This is a genomic window from Pontibacter sp. BAB1700 (genome assembly GCF_000277005.1).
Taxonomy (GTDB): Bacteria; Bacteroidota; Bacteroidia; order Cytophagales; family Hymenobacteraceae; genus Pontibacter; species Pontibacter lucknowensis.
Genome location: NZ_AKIS01000084.1, coordinates 33,667 through 51,421 on the forward strand (window position 1 = coordinate 33,667; position 17,755 = coordinate 51,421).

Annotated in this window: 15 protein-coding genes, 1 tRNA gene and 2 pseudogenes; 10 read left to right on the forward strand and 8 right to left on the reverse strand. The window is 48.9% G+C overall.

All coding sequences use genetic code 11. The features are described from left to right. Positions 1-148: 148 nt before the first annotated feature. Positions 149-222: transfer RNA gene (locus O71_RS10670), tRNA-Met, on the reverse strand. A gap of 135 nt (positions 223-357) precedes the next feature. Here O71_RS10670 and O71_RS10675 point away from each other — a divergent pair. The 8 genes and pseudogenes from O71_RS10675 to bshB1 all read left to right on the forward strand — a co-directional run bounded on the left by O71_RS10675 (position 358) and on the right by bshB1 (position 9,049). Then, positions 358-759, forward strand: a complete 402-nt coding sequence (locus O71_RS10675) for an START-like domain-containing protein (RefSeq protein ID WP_007656432.1) — start codon at positions 358-360, stop codon at positions 757-759. A gap of 100 nt (positions 760-859) precedes the next feature. Next, positions 860-2,287: an LptF/LptG family permease gene (locus O71_RS10680; RefSeq protein WP_040574172.1), complete on the forward strand. Its 1,428-nt coding sequence runs from the start codon at positions 860-862 to the stop codon at positions 2,285-2,287. Positions 2,288-2,404: 117 nt separating this feature from the next. Then, the gene (gene rpsO, locus O71_RS10685; RefSeq protein WP_007656434.1) at positions 2,405-2,680 is read left to right on the forward strand and encodes a 30S ribosomal protein S15; all 276 of its coding nucleotides are present in this window, start codon (positions 2,405-2,407) and stop codon (positions 2,678-2,680) included. A gap of 147 nt (positions 2,681-2,827) precedes the next feature. Next, complete coding sequence (locus O71_RS10690) at positions 2,828-4,966, forward strand: polyribonucleotide nucleotidyltransferase (protein ID WP_007656435.1); 2,139 nt, start codon at positions 2,828-2,830, stop codon at positions 4,964-4,966. Between the two features lie 192 nt (positions 4,967-5,158). Next, a complete protein-coding gene (locus tag O71_RS10695) occupies positions 5,159-6,022 on the forward strand; it encodes an RNA polymerase sigma factor RpoD/SigA (RefSeq protein WP_007656436.1) in 864 nt (287 codons plus the stop codon). 171 nt (positions 6,023-6,193) lie between these two features. After that, positions 6,194-7,131, forward strand: a pseudogene (trxB, locus tag O71_RS10700) (thioredoxin-disulfide reductase). 414 nt (positions 7,132-7,545) lie between these two features. Further along, entirely contained in the window at positions 7,546-8,316 is a 771-nt protein-coding gene (locus O71_RS10710; RefSeq protein ID WP_007656441.1) for a M23 family metallopeptidase, read from the forward strand. 13 nt (positions 8,317-8,329) lie between these two features. Then, positions 8,330-9,049, forward strand: coding sequence for a bacillithiol biosynthesis deacetylase BshB1 (gene bshB1 / locus O71_RS10715; protein ID WP_007656442.1), 720 nt, complete (start codon positions 8,330-8,332; stop codon positions 9,047-9,049). 77 nt (positions 9,050-9,126) lie between these two features. Here the strand turns inward: bshB1 and accC are convergent, their stop codons facing one another. Continuing rightward, complete coding sequence (accC, locus tag O71_RS10720) at positions 9,127-10,629, reverse strand: acetyl-CoA carboxylase biotin carboxylase subunit (protein ID WP_007656443.1); 1,503 nt, start codon at positions 10,627-10,629, stop codon at positions 9,127-9,129. Between the two features lie 208 nt (positions 10,630-10,837). On the opposite strand from accC, the gene O71_RS10725 reads away from it, so the two are divergent. Together O71_RS10725 and O71_RS10730 are read left to right on the forward strand one after the other, a co-directional pair. Next, positions 10,838-12,076 carry an aminotransferase class I/II-fold pyridoxal phosphate-dependent enzyme gene (locus O71_RS10725; RefSeq protein WP_007656444.1) on the forward strand — a complete coding sequence of 413 codons (1,239 nt, stop codon included), beginning with the start codon at positions 10,838-10,840 and terminating at the stop codon, positions 12,074-12,076. A 106-nt stretch (positions 12,077-12,182) separates the two neighbouring features. After that, complete coding sequence (locus O71_RS10730; RefSeq protein ID WP_007656445.1) at positions 12,183-12,374, forward strand: histone H1; 192 nt, start codon at positions 12,183-12,185, stop codon at positions 12,372-12,374. Positions 12,375-12,452: 78 nt separating this feature from the next. Here the strand turns inward: O71_RS10730 and tyrS are convergent. From tyrS to O71_RS25600, 6 genes and pseudogenes are all read right to left on the reverse strand, one after another. Then, positions 12,453-13,754: pseudogene (gene tyrS / locus O71_RS10735) on the reverse strand (tyrosine--tRNA ligase). A 70-nt stretch (positions 13,755-13,824) separates the two neighbouring features. Continuing rightward, positions 13,825-14,940 (reverse strand): hypothetical protein, encoded by a 1,116-nt coding sequence (locus O71_RS24620; RefSeq protein ID WP_051017743.1) that lies wholly within the window; start codon positions 14,938-14,940, stop codon positions 13,825-13,827. 26 nt (positions 14,941-14,966) lie between these two features. Continuing rightward, a complete protein-coding gene (locus tag O71_RS24625; protein ID WP_202800219.1) occupies positions 14,967-15,392 on the reverse strand; it encodes a hypothetical protein in 426 nt (141 codons plus the stop codon). After that, the gene (locus tag O71_RS24630) at positions 15,308-16,399 is read right to left on the reverse strand and encodes a cellulase family glycosylhydrolase (RefSeq protein ID WP_051017745.1); all 1,092 of its coding nucleotides are present in this window, start codon (positions 16,397-16,399) and stop codon (positions 15,308-15,310) included. Before O71_RS24630 ends, O71_RS24625 begins: the two co-directional genes overlap by 85 nt. 29 nt (positions 16,400-16,428) lie before the next feature. Beyond that, the gene (locus O71_RS10745) at positions 16,429-17,571 is read right to left on the reverse strand and encodes a DUF294 nucleotidyltransferase-like domain-containing protein (RefSeq protein WP_237717805.1); all 1,143 of its coding nucleotides are present in this window, start codon (positions 17,569-17,571) and stop codon (positions 16,429-16,431) included. Then, positions 17,541-17,735: a hypothetical protein gene (locus tag O71_RS25600; protein WP_237717808.1), complete on the reverse strand. Its 195-nt coding sequence runs from the start codon at positions 17,733-17,735 to the stop codon at positions 17,541-17,543. The genes O71_RS10745 and O71_RS25600 overlap by 31 nt, the downstream gene beginning before the upstream one ends. Positions 17,736-17,755: the final 20 nt, after the last annotated feature.

The window sequence follows — 17,755 nt, forward strand, 5'->3', positions numbered from 1 at the left end:
AGATAGTAAAAACAGGAGCTAGTGCCAAAAGAAAAAGAAATCTCTTCTGAGAGGTCAACACAATTGCCAGATTATGCAAAATGCAGGAGGGATGAGGTGTGCAGGCAAGAAGGCATAAAAAAAGCCCCAGACATAGCCTGGAGCTTTGTAGCGGGGAGCAGAATCGAACTGCCGACCTCAGGGTTATGAATCCTGCGCTCTAACCATCTGAGCTACCCCGCCGAATTGTGGTGCAAATATAAGAGGTAAGTTTTTAAAAAAGCAACAATTGATGCACAAAAAAATATTTTATTTTCTGTATATTTAGCAAATCAGAAATTAATACTATACTTACTCAGTCACTTACAATACCAGACAATGAAAGCTACAAAGACGAAATTTGTGCATGAGTACCCAATAAATGCATCTGCCCGCTTGCTATACCCGTACCTGAGCACTCCAAGTGGCCTGGCCCAGTGGTTTTCTGACGATGTTTCGGTAAACGAAGACAAGGTGTTTAACTTTTTCTGGGATGGTCGCAATCACTATGCTGAGATGACAAACCATCGTACGAATCGCTCTGTGCGCTTCTTGTTTCTCAACGACGACAAATCACACGCTTCGGATCCATCTTATATCGACTTTTCAATCGAAACAAGTGAACTGACGCAGGAGCAGTATCTGAAGGTAGTAGACTACTCGGAGGAAAATGATGAAGAAGAGCTGGAAGAGCTATGGGAGCACTTGCTGCAGAAACTTCGTGAAATAGTGGGAGGGTAGCACATCTTAGCTTCAAAGGCTTATCTTTGCACGATTTTTGAAAGTCCGGTGTTAAAGAAAAAAACCGGGATTTTTGATGCCCGCATGCCAATTGGCCCACATGAAGAAACTAGATAAGCTAATACTTAAATCATTTGCCGGACCATTCTTGCTCACGTTTGCCATCGTGGAGTTTATCCTGCTTACGCAGTATATGCTCAAATACCTCGATGAGTTAGTGGGCAAAGACCTTGGTTACGACGTTTTTGCAGAGCTGTTGTTTTACTTCAGCATCAACATGGCACCTGTGGCACTGCCATTGGCGGTGCTGCTTTCGGCACTGATGACATTTGGTACGCTAGGAGAGCACCACGAGCTCACAGCTATTAAAACTTCAGGTATAGCATTGCCACGGATTCTGCGTCCGGTTGCCTTTTTTGTGATTTCGCTGTCCATTGGAGCCTTCTTCTTTAACAACTATGTGGTTCCGAAGGCCAACCTGAAGGCCTACAGTCTTTTGTGGGACATCAGGCAGAAAAAGCCTGCCATGAACTTTAAGGAGGGTGCCTTTTACAATGGACTGCCCGGCTACAGCATTAAGATTAACGAGAAGTTAAATGATGGCCGCTCATTGCGTGACATCATGATCTATGATCACTCGAAGGGTGGCAACAATACCACGGTTATACTGGCTGACTCGGGGCAGATGTATACCGAGCACGATGAAAATTACCTGATTCTGGAGCTTTTCAGGGGGAATACCTATGTGGACCAGAACAACGGTGGATTCCGAAATTCGTCTGAGCAGTTCGTGCGGGAGAAGTTTGATGCCACTAAAATCATCTTTAGCCTTGCTTCTTTTGAGTTGGGGCGTACCCGTGAAGAACTCTTCTCTGACAACAAGATGATGAAGAACATTGGGCAACTGACAGCGGTAACGGACTCCCTGCGACGGTCGGGGGTGCGGGAGCGGCAGATGTACGCTCCAAATGTGGACCCGTTCTACATGTACTTCAAGGCAGATACAGGACAGGTGAAAAACGGACTGCCGGTGACCAAGGTGCTGCCTGACTCGGTACACGAGCGGAAGGATCTGTCACCGATTACGGCTGATGTGATGTTGGCAGCAGCAAATAAAGCCCGTAACGTGAAAAGCTTTACAGGTAGCTACAAAGAGCGGGTGACAACACTCAGTCGTGATGCCAACAACTACGAGATTGAGATTTGGCGCAAGTATACCCAGTCATTTGCCATCCTGATCATGTTCCTGATCGGAGCCCCATTGGGTGCTATCATTAAGAAAGGTGGTCTGGGAGTACCCGTGATCATCTCGATCATGTTTTTTATTGTGATGTATGTGCTGGGTATACTTGGGGAGAAATGGGCCAGAGAAGGGCTTGTCTCTGTAGAGGCGGGGATGTGGGGAGCAAACGCTATCCTGCTGCCAATCGGCATGTTTTTCCTGTACCAGGCTCAGAATGACTCCAGCCTGCTGGAAATAGACTTCTGGCGCAAACTCATGACCCGGCTAAAACGCAGTAAAATATAGCCCTGTGTTAAAATAACTCGCCGCAAATAGTTTTTTAATATAGATATTTTATTTAACTTTGCGGCTTATACGGGAAACTATCCACTGAATATAACAGATTGATATTTTTTATACGCAATGAAATTAACTACTGAAGCGAAACAAGAAATTTTTGAGAAGTACAGCCTGACCAAGTCTAAGACTGACACTGGTTCTGCAGAAGGCCAGATCGCGCTGTTCACCACGCGCATTGCTGATCTGACAGAGCACCTGAAAGTTCATAGAAAAGACTTCGGCACTCGCCTTGGACTTCTTAAGCTGGTAGGTAAGAGAAGAAGACTTCTGAACTACCTGCAGAAAAATGACATTGAAAGATACAGAGCGATCATCGCCGAGCTTGGTATCCGTAAATAAGCTTATAGAAAATTAGGGAATTTCTTACAGGGATTCCCTAATTTTTTCTGCCCCCTTTTGTATTTCCCCCTTCCTCTTTGCCAGTACCCCAGCAGCGGCTGCAAACGGTAGCCCTGTTCTATTTGATGCTAAAAACAATAATTGAAGATGTCACAAAACGCGATCACTAAAACAATCATTCTTCCGGATGGCCGGGAGATCATAATCGAAACTGGTAAATTAGCCAAGCAGGCTGACGGATCTGTGGTAGTAAAAATGGGTAACACCATGCTATTGGCAGCCGTTGTTTCTAACAAAGAAGCCCGCGAGGGAGTTGATTTCTTGCCCCTTTCAGTAGACTATCAGGAGAAGTTTGCTTCTTCCGGTAAGATCCCTGGAGGATTCCTGAAAAGAGAGGCTCGCCTCTCTGACTACGAAATCCTTATTTCGCGCCTGGTAGACCGTATCCTGCGCCCTATGTTCCCGGGTGACTACCATGCCGAAACCCAAATGACTATACACATGATCTCTGCAGACACGGAGATCCTGCCTGACGCACTGGCTGCATTAGCTGCCTCTGCCGCACTGGCAGTTTCTGATATCCCTTTCAACGGTCCTATATCTGAAGTTCGTGTTGCCCGTATCGACGGTCAGCTGGTGATCAACCCGCTGGCTTCTGACCTGCAGCGCGCCGACATCGACATGATCGTTGGTGCTTCTATGGACAGCGTAGCCATGGTGGAAGGTGAGATGAACGAAGTGTCTGAAGAAGAGATGCTAGAAGCAATTGCCTTTGCACACGAAGCGATTAAAGTACAGTGCCAGGCACAGCTGGAGCTGGCCGAAATGGTGGGCAAGCTGCAAAAGCGTGAGTACTCACACGAAACGCACAACGATGAGTTGCGCCAGAAGGTATACGATGCCACTTACGAGAAAGCTTACGAAGTTGCAAAGCGTGGCCGTGCAAACAAATCTGAGCGTAAAGAAGGATTTGCTTCTGTTCTGAACGAATTCATCGAATCACTTGGTGAGGAACATGAATTTGACCTTGGTCTGATCAAGACTTACTACCACGATGTAGAGAAAGAAGCGGTTCGCAACATGATCCTGAACGACCGCGTGCGTCTGGATGGTCGTCAGCTGAACGAGATTCGTCCAATCTGGTCAGAAGTAAATTACCTGCCAGCTACCCACGGTTCTGCTGTATTTACCCGTGGTGAAACACAGTCGCTGACAACAGTGACACTTGGTACCAAACTGGACGAGCAGATGATCGACAGTGCGATGGTGTCTGGTTCAAACAAATTCCTGCTGCATTATAACTTCCCTGCCTTCTCTACTGGCGAGGTGAAGCCAAACAGAGGTCCTGGACGTCGTGAGATTGGTCACGGTAACCTGGCACTGCGTGCACTTAAGAAAGTACTTCCAGCTGACGCTGAGAACCCATATACAATCCGTATCGTTTCCGATATCCTGGAATCTAACGGTTCTTCTTCTATGGCTACCGTATGTGCCGGCTCACTGGCGCTGATGGATGCAGGTGTTCCTGTAAAGGATGCCGTATCAGGTATAGCGATGGGTCTGATCACAGATGAGAAGACAGGCAACTTTGCCGTTCTTTCTGATATCCTGGGTGATGAAGACCATCTGGGTGACATGGACTTTAAAGTAGCTGGTACCAGCAAAGGTATCACAGCCTGCCAAATGGACATTAAAGTACAGGGCTTGTCACACGAAGTGTTGAGCCAGGCTTTGGCCCAGGCAAAAGACGGTCGTCTGCACATTCTCGGTGAGATGAACAAGACAATCTCAGCCCCGGCTGCAGACTACAAGCCACATACGCCACGTTCATTCAACATGGTGATCGACAAGGAGTTCATTGGTGCTGTAATCGGACCAGGTGGTAAAGTGATCCAGCAGATCCAGAAAGACACTGGTGCTACGATCATCATCGAGGAGAAGAACGAGAAAGGTCATGTGAACATTTTCGCCAGCAACCAGGATTCTATGAACAGTGCCGTGAGCAAGGTCAAAGCGATCGTGGCGCAGCCTGAGATAGGAGAGGTATACATTGGTAAAGTGAAATCGATTCAGCCTTACGGTGCTTTCGTAGAGTTCATGGCAGGCAAAGATGGTTTGCTGCATATTTCAGAGATCAAGCACGAACGCCTCGAAACGATGGATGGTGTGTTGGAGATCGGCGAAGAAGTGAAAGTGAAACTCATCGACGTCGATAAGAAAACAGGTAAATTTAAGCTTTCCCGTAAGGCTATTTTACCAAAGCCGGGCGCTGAAGCGCAACAATAATCAAACTTTTTAATACTCCTGATGCCCGTTCCGTATAAGGCGGAGTGGTGTCAGGAGTATTATGTTTTGCTGTCGCGTACTAGCTTCTTGATTTTATTCTTAAAATGTAAGAACTTTGCGCGATTTTCTGATGTTACCACTCCGAGCCCGGAATTAAGATTTTCACATTTTTTGTAATAACAACATACTCTGATGAGACAACTCAAGATAAGCAAACAGATCACCAACCGCGAAAGCCAGTCGCTGGACAAGTACCTTCAGGAGATTGGTAAAGTTGATTTGCTTACACCAGATGAGGAGGTATCGCTTGCTCAGAGGATCAAAGAGGGAGATCAGTTTGCACTTGAGAAATTAACGAAAGCCAACCTGCGTTTCGTTGTGTCGGTTGCCAAGCAGTATCAGAATCAGGGCCTTTCACTGGGCGACCTTATCAACGAAGGTAACCTTGGTCTGATCAAAGCTGCCAAGCGCTTCGACGAAACAAGAGGTTTCAAATTCATCTCATATGCAGTTTGGTGGATCCGTCAGTCTATTCTGCAGGCTTTGGCCGAGCAGTCTCGTATTGTGCGTCTGCCGCTGAACCGTGTTGGTTCTCTTAACAAGATCTCTAAGTCATTCTCTGAACTGGAGCAGAAATTTGAGCGTGAGCCTTCTCCGGAAGAGATCGCGGAGGTACTGGAGCTGACAACCGCTGAGGTTGTAGATACGCTTAAGATCTCTGGACGCCACGTCTCTGTAGATGCTCCGTTCGTGCAGGGCGAGGAAAACCGCCTGCTGGACGTGCTGGAGAATGAAGACGAAGAATCACCTGACACTGGTTTGATGAACGATTCGCTTCGCAAAGAAGTGCAGCGCGCACTCTCGACCCTTACCAAGCGTGAGGCCGACGTGATTACGCTTTACTTCGGCCTGAACGGTGAGCATTCACTGACACTCGAGGAGATCGGGGAGAAGTTCAACCTGACCCGTGAGCGGGTACGCCAGATCAAGGAGAAAGCCATCCGCAGACTGCGTCATACATCCAGAAGCAAGGCACTGAAGCCTTACCTGGGTTAAGCAATAGTAACATGACAAAGAGCCCTGTCCGTAAGGTCAGGGCTCTTTGCATTTGAGGCTATGCAGGCACGCTGTCTGCCGTGCTCAGGCTAATTAACATAGGAAGTATGCAGGCAGAGCATGAGAAATTTTGTATACTTGCAACCAATTTCGATAAAGCACTACTTGAACATGGAAATAGAAAAAGTAAAATGCCTGATCATCGGTTCAGGTCCCGCTGGGTATACAGCAGCTATATATGCTTCCCGTGCCGGATTGAACCCTGTATTGTATCAGGGATTGCAGCCAGGCGGTCAGCTGACCATTACCAATGATGTAGAAAACTACCCTGGCTACCCCGATGGCATCAATGGGCCGCAGATGATGGAGGACTTTAAGCGACAGGCGGAGCGTTTTGGTACCGATGTAAGGTATGGCATCGCCACTGCCGTAGATTTTTCGTCTCAGCCGCACAAAGTGACTATTGACGATCAGAAAGTAATTGAGGCACACACCGTGATCATCTCAACTGGTGCATCTGCCAAGTGGCTGGGGATGGAGTCAGAAGCCCGCCTGAATGGCAATGGCGTGAGTGCCTGTGCCGTTTGCGATGGATTCTTTTACCGTAGACAGGACGTGGCCATTGTAGGCGCCGGCGACACGGCGCTGAGGAGGCAACCTACCTTTCCAACATCTGCAATAAGGTATACATGATCGTGCGACGTGACGAAATGCGTGCGTCCACCATCATGCAGGAGCGTGTTAAGAAAACCAAGAACATTGAAATTCTCTGGAACTCTGTAACCGATGAGATACTGGGCGAGGAAGTAGTAGAAGCTGTGCGCGTGCGCAACGTGCTGACAGACGAGCTGCGCGAGATTCCTGTGAAGGGCTTTTTCGTGGCAATCGGTCACAAGCCTAACTCCGATATCTTTGCAGATTACCTGAACCTGGACGAGAACGGTTATATTCGTACCATTCCGGGAACAAGCAAAACCAACATCGACGGCGTATTTGCCTGTGGCGATGTGCAGGACTTCACATACCGCCAGGCTGTGACAGCTGCCGGTTCGGGATGTATGGCTGCGCTGGATGCAGAACGCTATCTGGCTGCTCAGGATTTGCACTAAAAATCACCTACATATCAAGCCTGCCAAGCATATTCTTTTGAGTCTGGTAGAAGCTGACCACAATAAAATGGCGTTGCTGCAGTTAGTTTTGCGTGAATTAGCCCTACTGATACAGCCCCGCCTAATATCCAATATAATGCTAAAGTATAAAGCACCCCTTACGATTGCACTCTTTTTACTCTGTCTTATAGCCGGGACGGACAGTGCCTTTGCTCAGGTAAGGTCAAGGATCTATTTAAGGTAAAATCGCCTAAGATAGATTATGTTCGGCCTGACACCACTATTCTGATTAAGTACGAGGAGTTTCCGGAAGATGAATCGGATGCAGGCAAATCGATCTTCTTTAACCCGAAGCGAGAGCTTTCGATTGTTAGTGAAGATACCTCAGAGCTCGACTTAGGGGAGCAGCATATCGTGGAAGTATCGGAGGAGGTGCTGATCGACTCTGCCTGGATCAAGATAGCAGGTTACTATGCCATCTGGGATACCCGTAACATCAACCCGTACCGGATGGATGGGCGTCAGCTCAAAGATACAGTGGATATCACCTTATACGACCCGAGATCCAACCGTGATTATAAAATGCCTTTGGAAAAGACACCTGTCACAAGCCGTTTCGGACATAGGGGGTATCGCTGGCATTACGGTACTGATATTGACCTGAACACCGGCGACTCCATTTATGCCGCCTTTGACGGGGTGGTACGCATCAACAAGTGGGATGGCGGAGGTTATGGTAACTACATTGTGCTGCGCCATTACAACGGCCTGGAGACCCTCTACGGGCACATGAGTAAAACCATCGCAGAGACGGGACAGTTTGTAAAAGCCGGTGAAGTGATTGGTTTAGGTGGTAGCACCGGTCGAAGCTCCGGTCCCCACCTGCACTATGAAGTGCGCTACCAGGGCAATCCACTTGATCCGGAGCTGATGTATGACTTCCCTGACTATCTCCTCAAAGGACAGAGCTTCGTTATCACCTCTGCCTTGTTCAACTATTATAACAGGGCAAAGGGCAGTAGCAGCAGCGGCTCCCGCAAAGCTTCTTATCACAAAGTGCGAAGCGGCGATACCCTGTCAGGTATAGCAAAGCGCTACGGTGTGTCTGTGAGCCAGATAACCAAACTGAACGGCATCAGTACGCGTACCACCCTGAAGGTCGGGCGTTCGCTTCGAATCAAATAAGAAAAAATTGAAAATGAAATTAGATATACTTGCCTTTGCCTCACACCCGGATGATGTAGAGCTTGGGTGTGCGGGTACACTGATAGCCCATATCGCCGCTGGCAAAAAGGCTGGGGTGGTGGACCTGACACGTGGTGAACTCGGTACGAGGGGCACACCTGCTGAGCGGGTGGCCGAAGCAGAGGAAGCCGCCAGGATCATGGGCCTCTCTGTTCGTGACAACCTTGGCTTTGCAGATGGATTTTTCGCCAACGACAAGGAGCACCAGTTGCAGATTGTGCGCAAGGTGCGCCAGTACCAACCTGATATCGTACTGATGAATGCGCTGCACGACAGACACCCTGACCATGGTCGTGGAGCGGCCGTAGTAGCTGAAGCTTGCTTCCTGGCTGGTCTGAAGATGATCAAGACTTTAGGTGATGATGGTTTAGAGCAGCAGGCCTGGAGACCGAAGGCAATGTACAACTTCATTCAGGACCGCTACATCAAGCCTGACTTTGTGATGGATGTGACGCCTCATTGGGAAAAGAAAATTGAAACCATCCGAGCCTTCAGAACGCAGTTCTATAATCCTGATGATAACTCTCCTAACACTTATATCTCCTCACCGGAGTTTCTGGATTTCATTGAAGCAAGGGCTCGTGAGTATGGACATGCAATTGGGGTAACATTTGGGGAGGGCTTTACATCTGCCAAGCAGGTAGGGGTGCGCAACCTGTTTGATCTGATTTAATTCCCATAATAAGTATACAAGCAGAAGGGGCCGGTCATATGACCGGCCCCTTCTGTTATTTTAGAATAAGCTATACCTTATTTTACTCTGTTTTTGCGCCAGTTAGAAACCGTGCCATTTTGGGTGCCAGTGCTCGGCGCACTTGCTTTAGGCTTGTTGTTTCCTAACAGCATAGCGGACAGTACTGCAGCTATTTCATCTGCGTCTTCGGTTGGTTTTGGCTCCAGGACGCTTGGGCTAAAGTAGCGCTCAATGAATTTGGTGTCAAAGTTACCTGAAACAAAAGCTTCATGCTGCAACACAAATGTGCCGAAAGGCAGGGTGGTCTCTATACCTGTGATCTTGTATTCATCAATGGCGCGCAGCATTTTCTCAATGGCTTCCTGGCGGTCTTTTCCGAAGGTAACCAGTTTTGCGATCATCGGGTCATAGTAGATCGGAATGTCCATGCCTTGCTCAAAGCCATCGTCTACGCGCACACCAAGCCCTTGTGGACGAACGTAAGTTTCCAAACGGCCGATATCTGGCAGGAAGTTGTTGGCAGGATCTTCGGCATATACCCGTAGTTCCAGTGCATGGCCGTTTATGGTCAGGTCTTCCTGGCGAAAGCTGAGCGGATTGCCCTCTGCAATTAATATCTGCTCTTTAACCAGGTCCAGACCCGTGATCTGCTCTGTTACCGGATGCTCTACCTGCAGACGGGTGTTCATTTCCAGGAAGTAGAAGTTCAGGTTCTCATCTACCAGGAACTCTACTGTACCGGCACCCACGTAGTCGCAGGCTTTGGCCACATCCACGGCGCATCGGCCCATTTCATCGCGAAGTTCGGGCGTGAGGACAGCAGAAGGAGCTTCTTCGATCACTTTCTGGTGACGACGTTGAATAGAACACTCTCTCTCAAAAAGATGGACGATGTTGCCGTGCGTATCGCCTAGTACCTGTATTTCGATGTGACGGGGAGAGCCAATGTATTTTTCGATGAAGACAGAGCCGTCGCCAAAAGCAGATGTTGCTTCGCTCACAGCTAGTTTCATTTGCTCTTCAAAAACATCCACGCTTTCCACTACACGCATACCTTTACCGCCACCACCGGCACTGGCCTTGATCAGGATCGGGAAACCTACATTTGAAGCAATTTCCTTAGCTTCTTCCACATCCGAAATAGCCTCTTCAGTGCCCGGTACCATCGGGATTTTGTATTTGGCAACAGCGGCTTTGGCGGCCAGCTTACTTCCCATCAGCTCAATGGCTTCAGGTGAGGGACCGATAAAGATCAAACCTGCCTCCTGCACTTTACGTGCAAAATTTGCGTTCTCAGAAAGAAAGCCATAGCCTGGATGGATCGCATCAACCTGCAGGCGCTTGCATACATCAATGATGACATCACCCCGCAGGTATGATTCATTTGACTTGGGGCCACCTACGCAAACAGCTTCGTCAGCATAGCGCACATGGAGGGCGTTTCTGTCGGCCTCACTGTAGATGGCTACAGTACTGATACCCATTTCTTTGGCGGAGCGCATCACACGCAGCGCTATTTCACCACGGTTTGCTACCAGTATCTTCTTGATTTTTCTCATGCAGGAGCTAAGCTTTATTTTCTTCAAAGAAACAGTATAACAGGCAAACTTAAAAATGAGCACCCGAAAAAGGAGCGGTAGGAGTATTAGAAATTGTTTATGAATCTATAAAATCATAAATTTGCAGGCATTATACTTAGAACTGAATATATAGTATAACTAGCTATATAAGAACCTTAAATTATCCCGAAACTTAATTAAACACAAGGTGGATTTATTTGAAAAGTTGTTGACCAACAGAGGTCCGTTAGGCAGCCACTCACATTATGCGCATGGCTATTTCACGTTTCCAAAGCTTGAGGGGGAGATCGCTCCGCGCATGAAGTTCAGGGGCAAGGAGGTACTTACCTGGAGCCTTAACAACTACCTGGGTCTGGCTAATCACCCGGAAGTGCGTAAAGCTGACGCTGAAGCCGCTGCTGAGTGGGGTATGGCCTACCCGATGGGTGCCCGTATTATGTCCGGTAACTCAAACATGCACGAAAAGCTGGAGTCTGACCTGGCTGAATTTGTGCAGAAGCCTGACGCCCTGTTGTTGAACTTCGGCTACCAAGGTGTTGTGTCGATCATTGATGCGCTGGTGGATCGCCATGATGTGATCGTTTACGACGCAGAATCGCACGCTTGTATCATTGACGGTGTACGTCTGCACCAAGGCAAGCGCTTTGTTTACGCTCACAACGACATGGCAAGCCTTGAAAAGCAATTGGAGCGTGCTACACGCTGGGCTGAAAATACAGGCGGGGCCATTCTAGTGATCACTGAAGGCGTATTTGGTATGTCTGGTAACCTGGGCAAACTGAAAGAAGTGGTTGACCTGAAGAAAAAATTCCAGTTTAGACTACTGGTTGACGACGCACATGGTTTTGGTACCATGGGTAAGACCGGTGCCGGTACAGGTGAGCATCTGGGTGTGCAGGACGGTATCGACGTATACTTCTCTACTTTTGCTAAGTCTATGGCCAGCATCGGTGCCTTCGTGGCTGCTGATGAGCAGGTGGTAGAGTACCTGCGCTACAACATGCGCTCCCAGATCTTTGCCAAGTCGCTTCCTATGCCGTTGACAGTTGGTGCTATCAAGCGTTTGGAATTGCTGCGCACGCAGCCAGAGCTGAAGGACAAATTGTGGGAGGTGGTAAATGCACTGCAGACTGGTCTTCGCGGAAAAGGCTTCAATATCGGTACAACTGAGTCGCCAGTAACGCCAGTATTCCTGAACGGTCAGATTCCTGATGCTACCCAGCTGACACTGGATCTTCGTGAGAACTACAACATCTTCTGTTCTATCGTGGTGTATCCGGTAGTGCCGAAGGATGTGATCATGCTGCGTCTTATCCCAACTGCCGTGCACACGCTCGATGATGTGAAGGAGACGATCGATGCATTTGAAAAGATTGCACAAAAACTAGATAAAGGTCTATACTCAAAGGCCTCTGTGTCCGCTTAAGTTGATTTAAAGGCATATATTAAAGTTTGCTAATCTTTGCATGTTATCATTTAATGTGTATATTGGAGCAGTAAAAACAAATGTTTCACTATAATAAACACCTCAAATGAACAACAACTTTGGCAAACTCAAGGACCTTGTAATGTCGTTGGAAGCTGACTTCGAAAAATTCTACGACAAGAACAATGCAGCTGCCGGTACTCGCGTACGTAAAGGCATGCAGGACCTGAAAAACATGGCTCAGGACATCCGTAAGGAAGTTCAGGACATGAAAAACAGCACTACTGAGAAGAAATAAGTAACTGTTTAAGCAATAGCAACAAAAAAGGTGATCTGAAAAGATCACCTTTTTTGTTTATAAGTAACTGTTAATTAGTTAGTTAACTGACACTAGGAAATAGTTTTTCTTTCCTTTCTGAATGACCAGGTATTTCTCCTGTAGCAGCTCGTAGTTTACTGGCTCTTCCGTGCCTGAATTTTCTGACGGTTGATACTGACGCCTCCATTCTTGATCATGCGCTTGGCTTCGCCCTTCGATTCGAAAATCTGGCCTCCCGTCACGTCAGAAAGTAAATCGCTTACCGTAGCTGCTCCTTCGTAGTTTCCACGGCTTACTTCTATTTGCGGTACGCCTCGAAAACAGATAGCAAAACATCCTCTTTTAGGCCTTTTAGCGTCTCTAAATCGCCTTTTCCAAATAAAATTTCAGACGCATCTACTGCTGAATTGTAGTCTTCTTCGGAATGAACGCGAATTGTAACATCTTTAGCCAGGGCTTTTTGCAGTACACGCAGGTGAGGAGCCTGTTTGTGCTCTTCCGTCAGGCGTTCAATTTCGTCCTGTGGCAGTAGCGTATATACTTGATCAGCTTCTCAGCCTCTTCATCCGACAGGTTGAGCCAGAACTGGTAAAACTTGTAAGGTGAGGTATAAGCCGGGTCGAGCCATACGTTACCACCCTCGGACTTGCCAAATTTAGTACCATCCGATTTGGTCACCAATTTACCTACCAGTGCGAAAGCTTTGCCATCGTCGATACGGCGGATCAACTCAGTACCAGTGGTGATATTTCCCCACTGGTCAGAGGCGCCCATTTGCAGACGCACGTTCTTGTTCTTGTACAGATGGTAAAAATCGTAGCCTTGTATAAGCTGGTAAGAGAATTCAGTAAAGGAAAGACCTTCAGCACGGTTGCCTTCTTCGTCTGCGCTGATACGCTTCTTCACCGAGTCCTTGGCCATCATGTAGTTCACGGTAAGGTGCTTGCCCACTTCACGCAGGAAGCCCAGGAAGCTGAACTCTTTAAACCAATCGTAGTTGTTCACGATCTCGGCAGCGTTGTCGCCGCAATTGAAGTCCAGGAATTTCTCAAGCTGCTTGCGTATACCTGCCTGGTTGGCCTGCAAGGTCGCTTCGTCCAACAGATTGCGCTCCGCTGATTTGCCCGATGGGTCGCCAATCATGCCGGTGGCACCGCCTACCAGCGCGATTGGCTTGTGGCCCGCACGCTGCAGATGCACCAGCAGCATAATGGTGGCCAGGTTGCCGATGTGCAGGGAGGACGCCGTCGGGTCAAAACCGATGTAGCCCGTTGTCATGCCAGAAGCAAGCTGTTCTTCTGTACCAGGCATGAAATCGTGGAGCATGCCTCTCCATCTTAATTCTTCTATCAGATTCATGTAAGCCTAAAAAATCGTCTGTTCAGGGCAAATATAGGAAAGAGTTGGCAGATTAACGGCCTGTAAGTCCTTAACGCATGAGCCAGATGGAAGTCACCTCAAAGGTATGGGCTTGTCCAAAAGCTTCAGGCGCTATCCCTTCCCCAATGGAAATCTCTATTTTCTCGACCTGGCTAAGATCAAATTTTCCAGCCGAGGCGGATTTAAAGCGGAAAGGATGGAAGCCAGGGTATGGCCTTGGCAGCAGGATAAAACTATCCGGCCGGAGTGATTCCAGTGGTATCTCAATATCCTGCTGTTGCTGATTGAGCTTTACTGTGGCGGAATAGGCCGCTGCGTCTTTGGTGATCAAGGTGACTTTCATTTGCAAGGGTGCACTTTTTTCTGTCCGTGCCTTCACTACGATACGCTTGAAATCCCCTAGCTCAGTTTGCCTGTTCTGCAACTTATCGCCGACGAAGTGCTGCCAGGCAATAATAGGTTCTCCTTCTTTTAAGTTCGGTCGACTCAGTCTGATCGCCATCTGACCCGGTGTTTCAGTTGTAATGAGTTGTCGCTCCTCCGGGCGCCACAGGTTCGGGAATACCACCAGGTTACGATCCTGTGCAGCATTGAAAAGTTCCAGCGCACTGTTTTCGGCGGCTACCCGCATCTGCCAGTAGTCCTGCTGGTAAAAGTCCCAGGCATGGGGATTGCCTTTTTGCCCGCCGGGGAATGTGGTGTAGTCATCCTGTCCTTTCTGCACCGAAATACGGTACTGCACCAACCCAGGCGTCAGGATATCGGCTGGCACCTCAGCTTGCCAGGTATACGCATTCTTCTCCTGCATCTCAATTGTTTTCCAAACGCCGGAAAAGTTGTTCATCAGCAGTGTTACCTTGTCACCGGACGCTATGCCTGCTATTACAGCGTTGATAGATAGTGACTTGTTAGCTGTTACTTCCTGCTTTGGTTGATGGAATACGGTAGGGGCATCAGACCTTGGCTGTGGAGCAACAAACTCCCCAAGCTGCAAGTTGTGAAGGCTGCTTTGGCTTTGTTTATACCTTTTGCCGCTTCTGGTTAGCAGGTAGGTACCCGGCTGTATGGTGAAATTTCCCCGGGAAGCTTTCGTGCTATACCTGTTGCCTTCATTTAATGCATCAACGGTAAAGGTCTCTCCCAGATCACGGAGACGCACCTGCATGGTATGAGCTCGCCACTGTATGCGGACTACCTCTTTCTGCGGCGAAGCTTCGCGAAGGGATCGCTGACAGGTATAGCATCGGACATCACTTCGAGCCGCCATACCCCGTTCTCCAGCTTGTCCAGGAAGTAGGCGCCGCGGCCACCATAGTGCACAACAGGGGAATTGCCTACACCTGCCAATCGTAGCAGCTTGTTAGGACTTACAGGGGTAGTGCTTGTCGGGCCGGCGTGATAAAACTCCTGTGGTGTATTCATCTCACTCAGCTGTTGCTTGTGGCTCACCCGGAAGGCATCGAAAACGCTGTCAGCAGGGTAGGAGCCGTAGTTTTTCAATCGTGGCAGTTTCTGGAAAGCTTTCGAGGCAATCAACAGACTGATGGCTTTTTCGGGGGTATAGGCCAGATTGACGTAGTGTGTCTGGTACTCGGTGTTGGCATAAGCTGTTGCCATGGGGTCGTAGGCGAACTGCGTGGCCCACTGAAATCCCGCATCCCTAAAGCTGCGGGCCATCGCCGGGTACATGGTTGGAGAGGTGATATCTCCTGCGTCGAACTCGTAGACCATGCGGGCTTTGCCAGTAAAGGCAGGTATGGTGTCGAATGGGATGCTATACCTGTCCACATGGGCAGGTAATTGCCCTGCAAGGTGCGGTTCGCCACCAACCCAGTCGGGTACCACTGAAAGCTTACCCCGTCGATGTTGGCTTTGGCTACCGCATCGGCGTAACGCGGTGATTCGCTGATGTTGTAGAAGATCGGTTTGGTCCAGCCTGTGCCACGAATGGCTTTTACCATGCGGTTGATGTATTCCGTAGCCCGCTCTTTCGGACCGGTGTGGTGCGGTTCGTTGTTCACCTCCGCTGCGATCACATCGGGGTCGTCCTGGTAAGAGGTCTTGGTATAAGGGTTAACATGCTGAAAAAACTGCTTCAGGTAGCGTTCCTGCGCTTTGAAAGCGGCCTCTTCCGTTACGGCCTGCTGCTTGTTGTAAATACTCGAGAAGCCGCCTGTTTTGTAATCCGGCTCGGGGTAGCCAGGCCCCCAGAAAGCGATAGGCGTGATCAGGACTTTGATGTTCCGCTCCTTCAACTTGGAGATCAGGTAGTCAAACAGGCGCAGGTGTTCGTTCTCCAGCAAATTACCCAGCGAGTCGCTGATTTCGGTATCCCAGACGTGTACCCGAAAGGCATTGAAACTAAGCCGCGCCATGTGGTAAACATCCTGGTCAATAGCTTTTTCAGGGTCTATACCTAAAGCTTTGTGTGAACGGTAGCCATAAGCGAAGGGCACAGTATAGTTGACGCCAAAGAAATTAGCCTCGGCATTGCCTTTCTGCCAGCGCAGCACACCTTGCTTGTCAACATACACGGGGTTTGTGGCTTGCCCATGGGCTGTCAGATTAGCGCCAAACCAGATCAGTAGAAGCAGGGCTATACCTGACCGAAGACTGAATTGCATAGTTTTCTTTCCTGTTGATGTGTGTGTTTCTAGTGGAGCGATTCCATAAAGCCCACCTTTATTTTAGTTTGAAAACCACTAATGACCTTGAAGATCTCCTTCAGCGTGACCTGCTCAATTTTAGTGAGCGATTTAGGGTCGAGCAGGTTGTCGGGTTCTTTCCGGTCGTCGATGATCTGGATGGCCTGCTTCCGGAGGCGCATACCCATCAGGTAATAATAGGCCTGCAGCAGCTCCTGTCGCTCTTTCTCGGTGAAAGTGCCCATTTGTGCCAGTGCCTCCAGTCGCTCGCCGGTGTTGGTGAGAAAAATACGGTTGCGTAGCGCATAAGCCCTTACCAGGTCCACGATCGGAGTCATGGTCTTTTTCAGATTGAACACCTGCTGACTGCCTTTGCTGAATGTTCTGATGTTATTGAAGAACGTAAGCGGCGGTTCGTACTGCAGGGCGTTCTGTGCCATGTGGTGAAGAAAGGTATGCTTGGGTCTCTCCAGTTCCTGATGCAGAAACGCTTTCAGTTCATCCATTATACCTTGTTCACCATACAGGAAGCGGCAGTCAAAGAAGGTGGCTACTTTCAGAACCGCCTCCGGATCAGACTCTTGCAGCCAGTTGCTGTAGTTGCGCTTCCAGTGGGAGAGGGAGTGGGTCCATTTTGAGTTTTTCGCCATAAAACCCCCTTCACAGAAACTGAAGCCAATGTGGTCGAGCCGCTCCGAAACGGTGGAGGCGAAGGCCAGAAAGTACTCACGCACTATCTCGCGCTGCTCGTTGGCCTTGTCTTCATAAATGATGGCATTGTCCTGGTCGGTGCGCAGGGTCTGCTCTTTCCGGCCCTCGCTGCCCAGCACCATGAACACGAACCTGGCGGGCGGTGGCCCCATTTCTGCGATCACACCTTCGATGACGTTGATGGCAATTGTGTCGGCTACGGTGGTGATCACCTGGTTCACGATCTCAGATTTCACGCCCCGGTTGAGCAGTTGGTATACCTGTTCGGGTACTTTCTGCCAGCGCTGCTTCAACTCAGGCACGCTGCGAGCCAGTTTAACCGACTGTATGAACATAAAGGGCGACTGGGCCAGGCTACTCAGCAGTTTATTTCGACTGATAAAACCGGTATAGTCATTTCCCTCTGAAATCAGCAGATACCGGGCGCGGGTTTGGAACATGAGCAAGACTGCTTCATAGATATAAGCCTGCGCATCGATCGAGATAATGGCTGATCCATTACATCGCGCACTGGCTGGGTATAAGGGATTAGTTTGGCAAGCACATTATTGCGCAGGGTCAGGTCTGTAATGTAGCCGGTGATCTGGTCCTGATCGTTTTTCACGAAAAGGCAGCTTACTTTCT

Excerpts from the sequence above, each read along its gene's own strand:
- O71_RS10675 (WP_007656432.1), top strand. The coding sequence starts at position 358 with ATGAAAGCTACAAAGACGAAATTTGTGCATGAGTACCCAATAAATGCA.
- O71_RS10680 (WP_040574172.1), top strand. The coding sequence starts at position 860 with ATGAAGAAACTAGATAAGCTAATACTTAAATCATTTGCCGGACCATTC.
- rpsO (WP_007656434.1), top strand. The coding sequence starts at position 2,405 with ATGAAATTAACTACTGAAGCGAAACAAGAAATTTTTGAGAAGTACAGC.
- O71_RS10690 (WP_007656435.1), top strand. The coding sequence starts at position 2,828 with ATGTCACAAAACGCGATCACTAAAACAATCATTCTTCCGGATGGCCGG.
- O71_RS10695 (WP_007656436.1), top strand. The coding sequence starts at position 5,159 with ATGAGACAACTCAAGATAAGCAAACAGATCACCAACCGCGAAAGCCAG.
- bshB1 (WP_007656442.1), top strand. The coding sequence starts at position 8,330 with ATGAAATTAGATATACTTGCCTTTGCCTCACACCCGGATGATGTAGAG.
- accC (WP_007656443.1), bottom strand. The coding sequence starts at position 10,629 with ATGAGAAAAATCAAGAAGATACTGGTAGCAAACCGTGGTGAAATAGCG.
- O71_RS10730 (WP_007656445.1), top strand. The coding sequence starts at position 12,183 with ATGAACAACAACTTTGGCAAACTCAAGGACCTTGTAATGTCGTTGGAA.
- O71_RS24620 (WP_051017743.1), bottom strand. The coding sequence starts at position 14,940 with ATGCAGGTGCGTCTCCGTGATCTGGGAGAGACCTTTACCGTTGATGCA.
- O71_RS24625 (WP_202800219.1), bottom strand. The coding sequence starts at position 15,392 with ATGGCAACAGCTTATGCCAACACCGAGTACCAGACACACTACGTCAAT.
- O71_RS24630 (WP_051017745.1), bottom strand. The coding sequence starts at position 16,399 with ATGCAATTCAGTCTTCGGTCAGGTATAGCCCTGCTTCTACTGATCTGG.
- O71_RS10745 (WP_237717805.1), bottom strand. The coding sequence starts at position 17,571 with ATGTTCCAAACCCGCGCCCGGTATCTGCTGATTTCAGAGGGAAATGAC.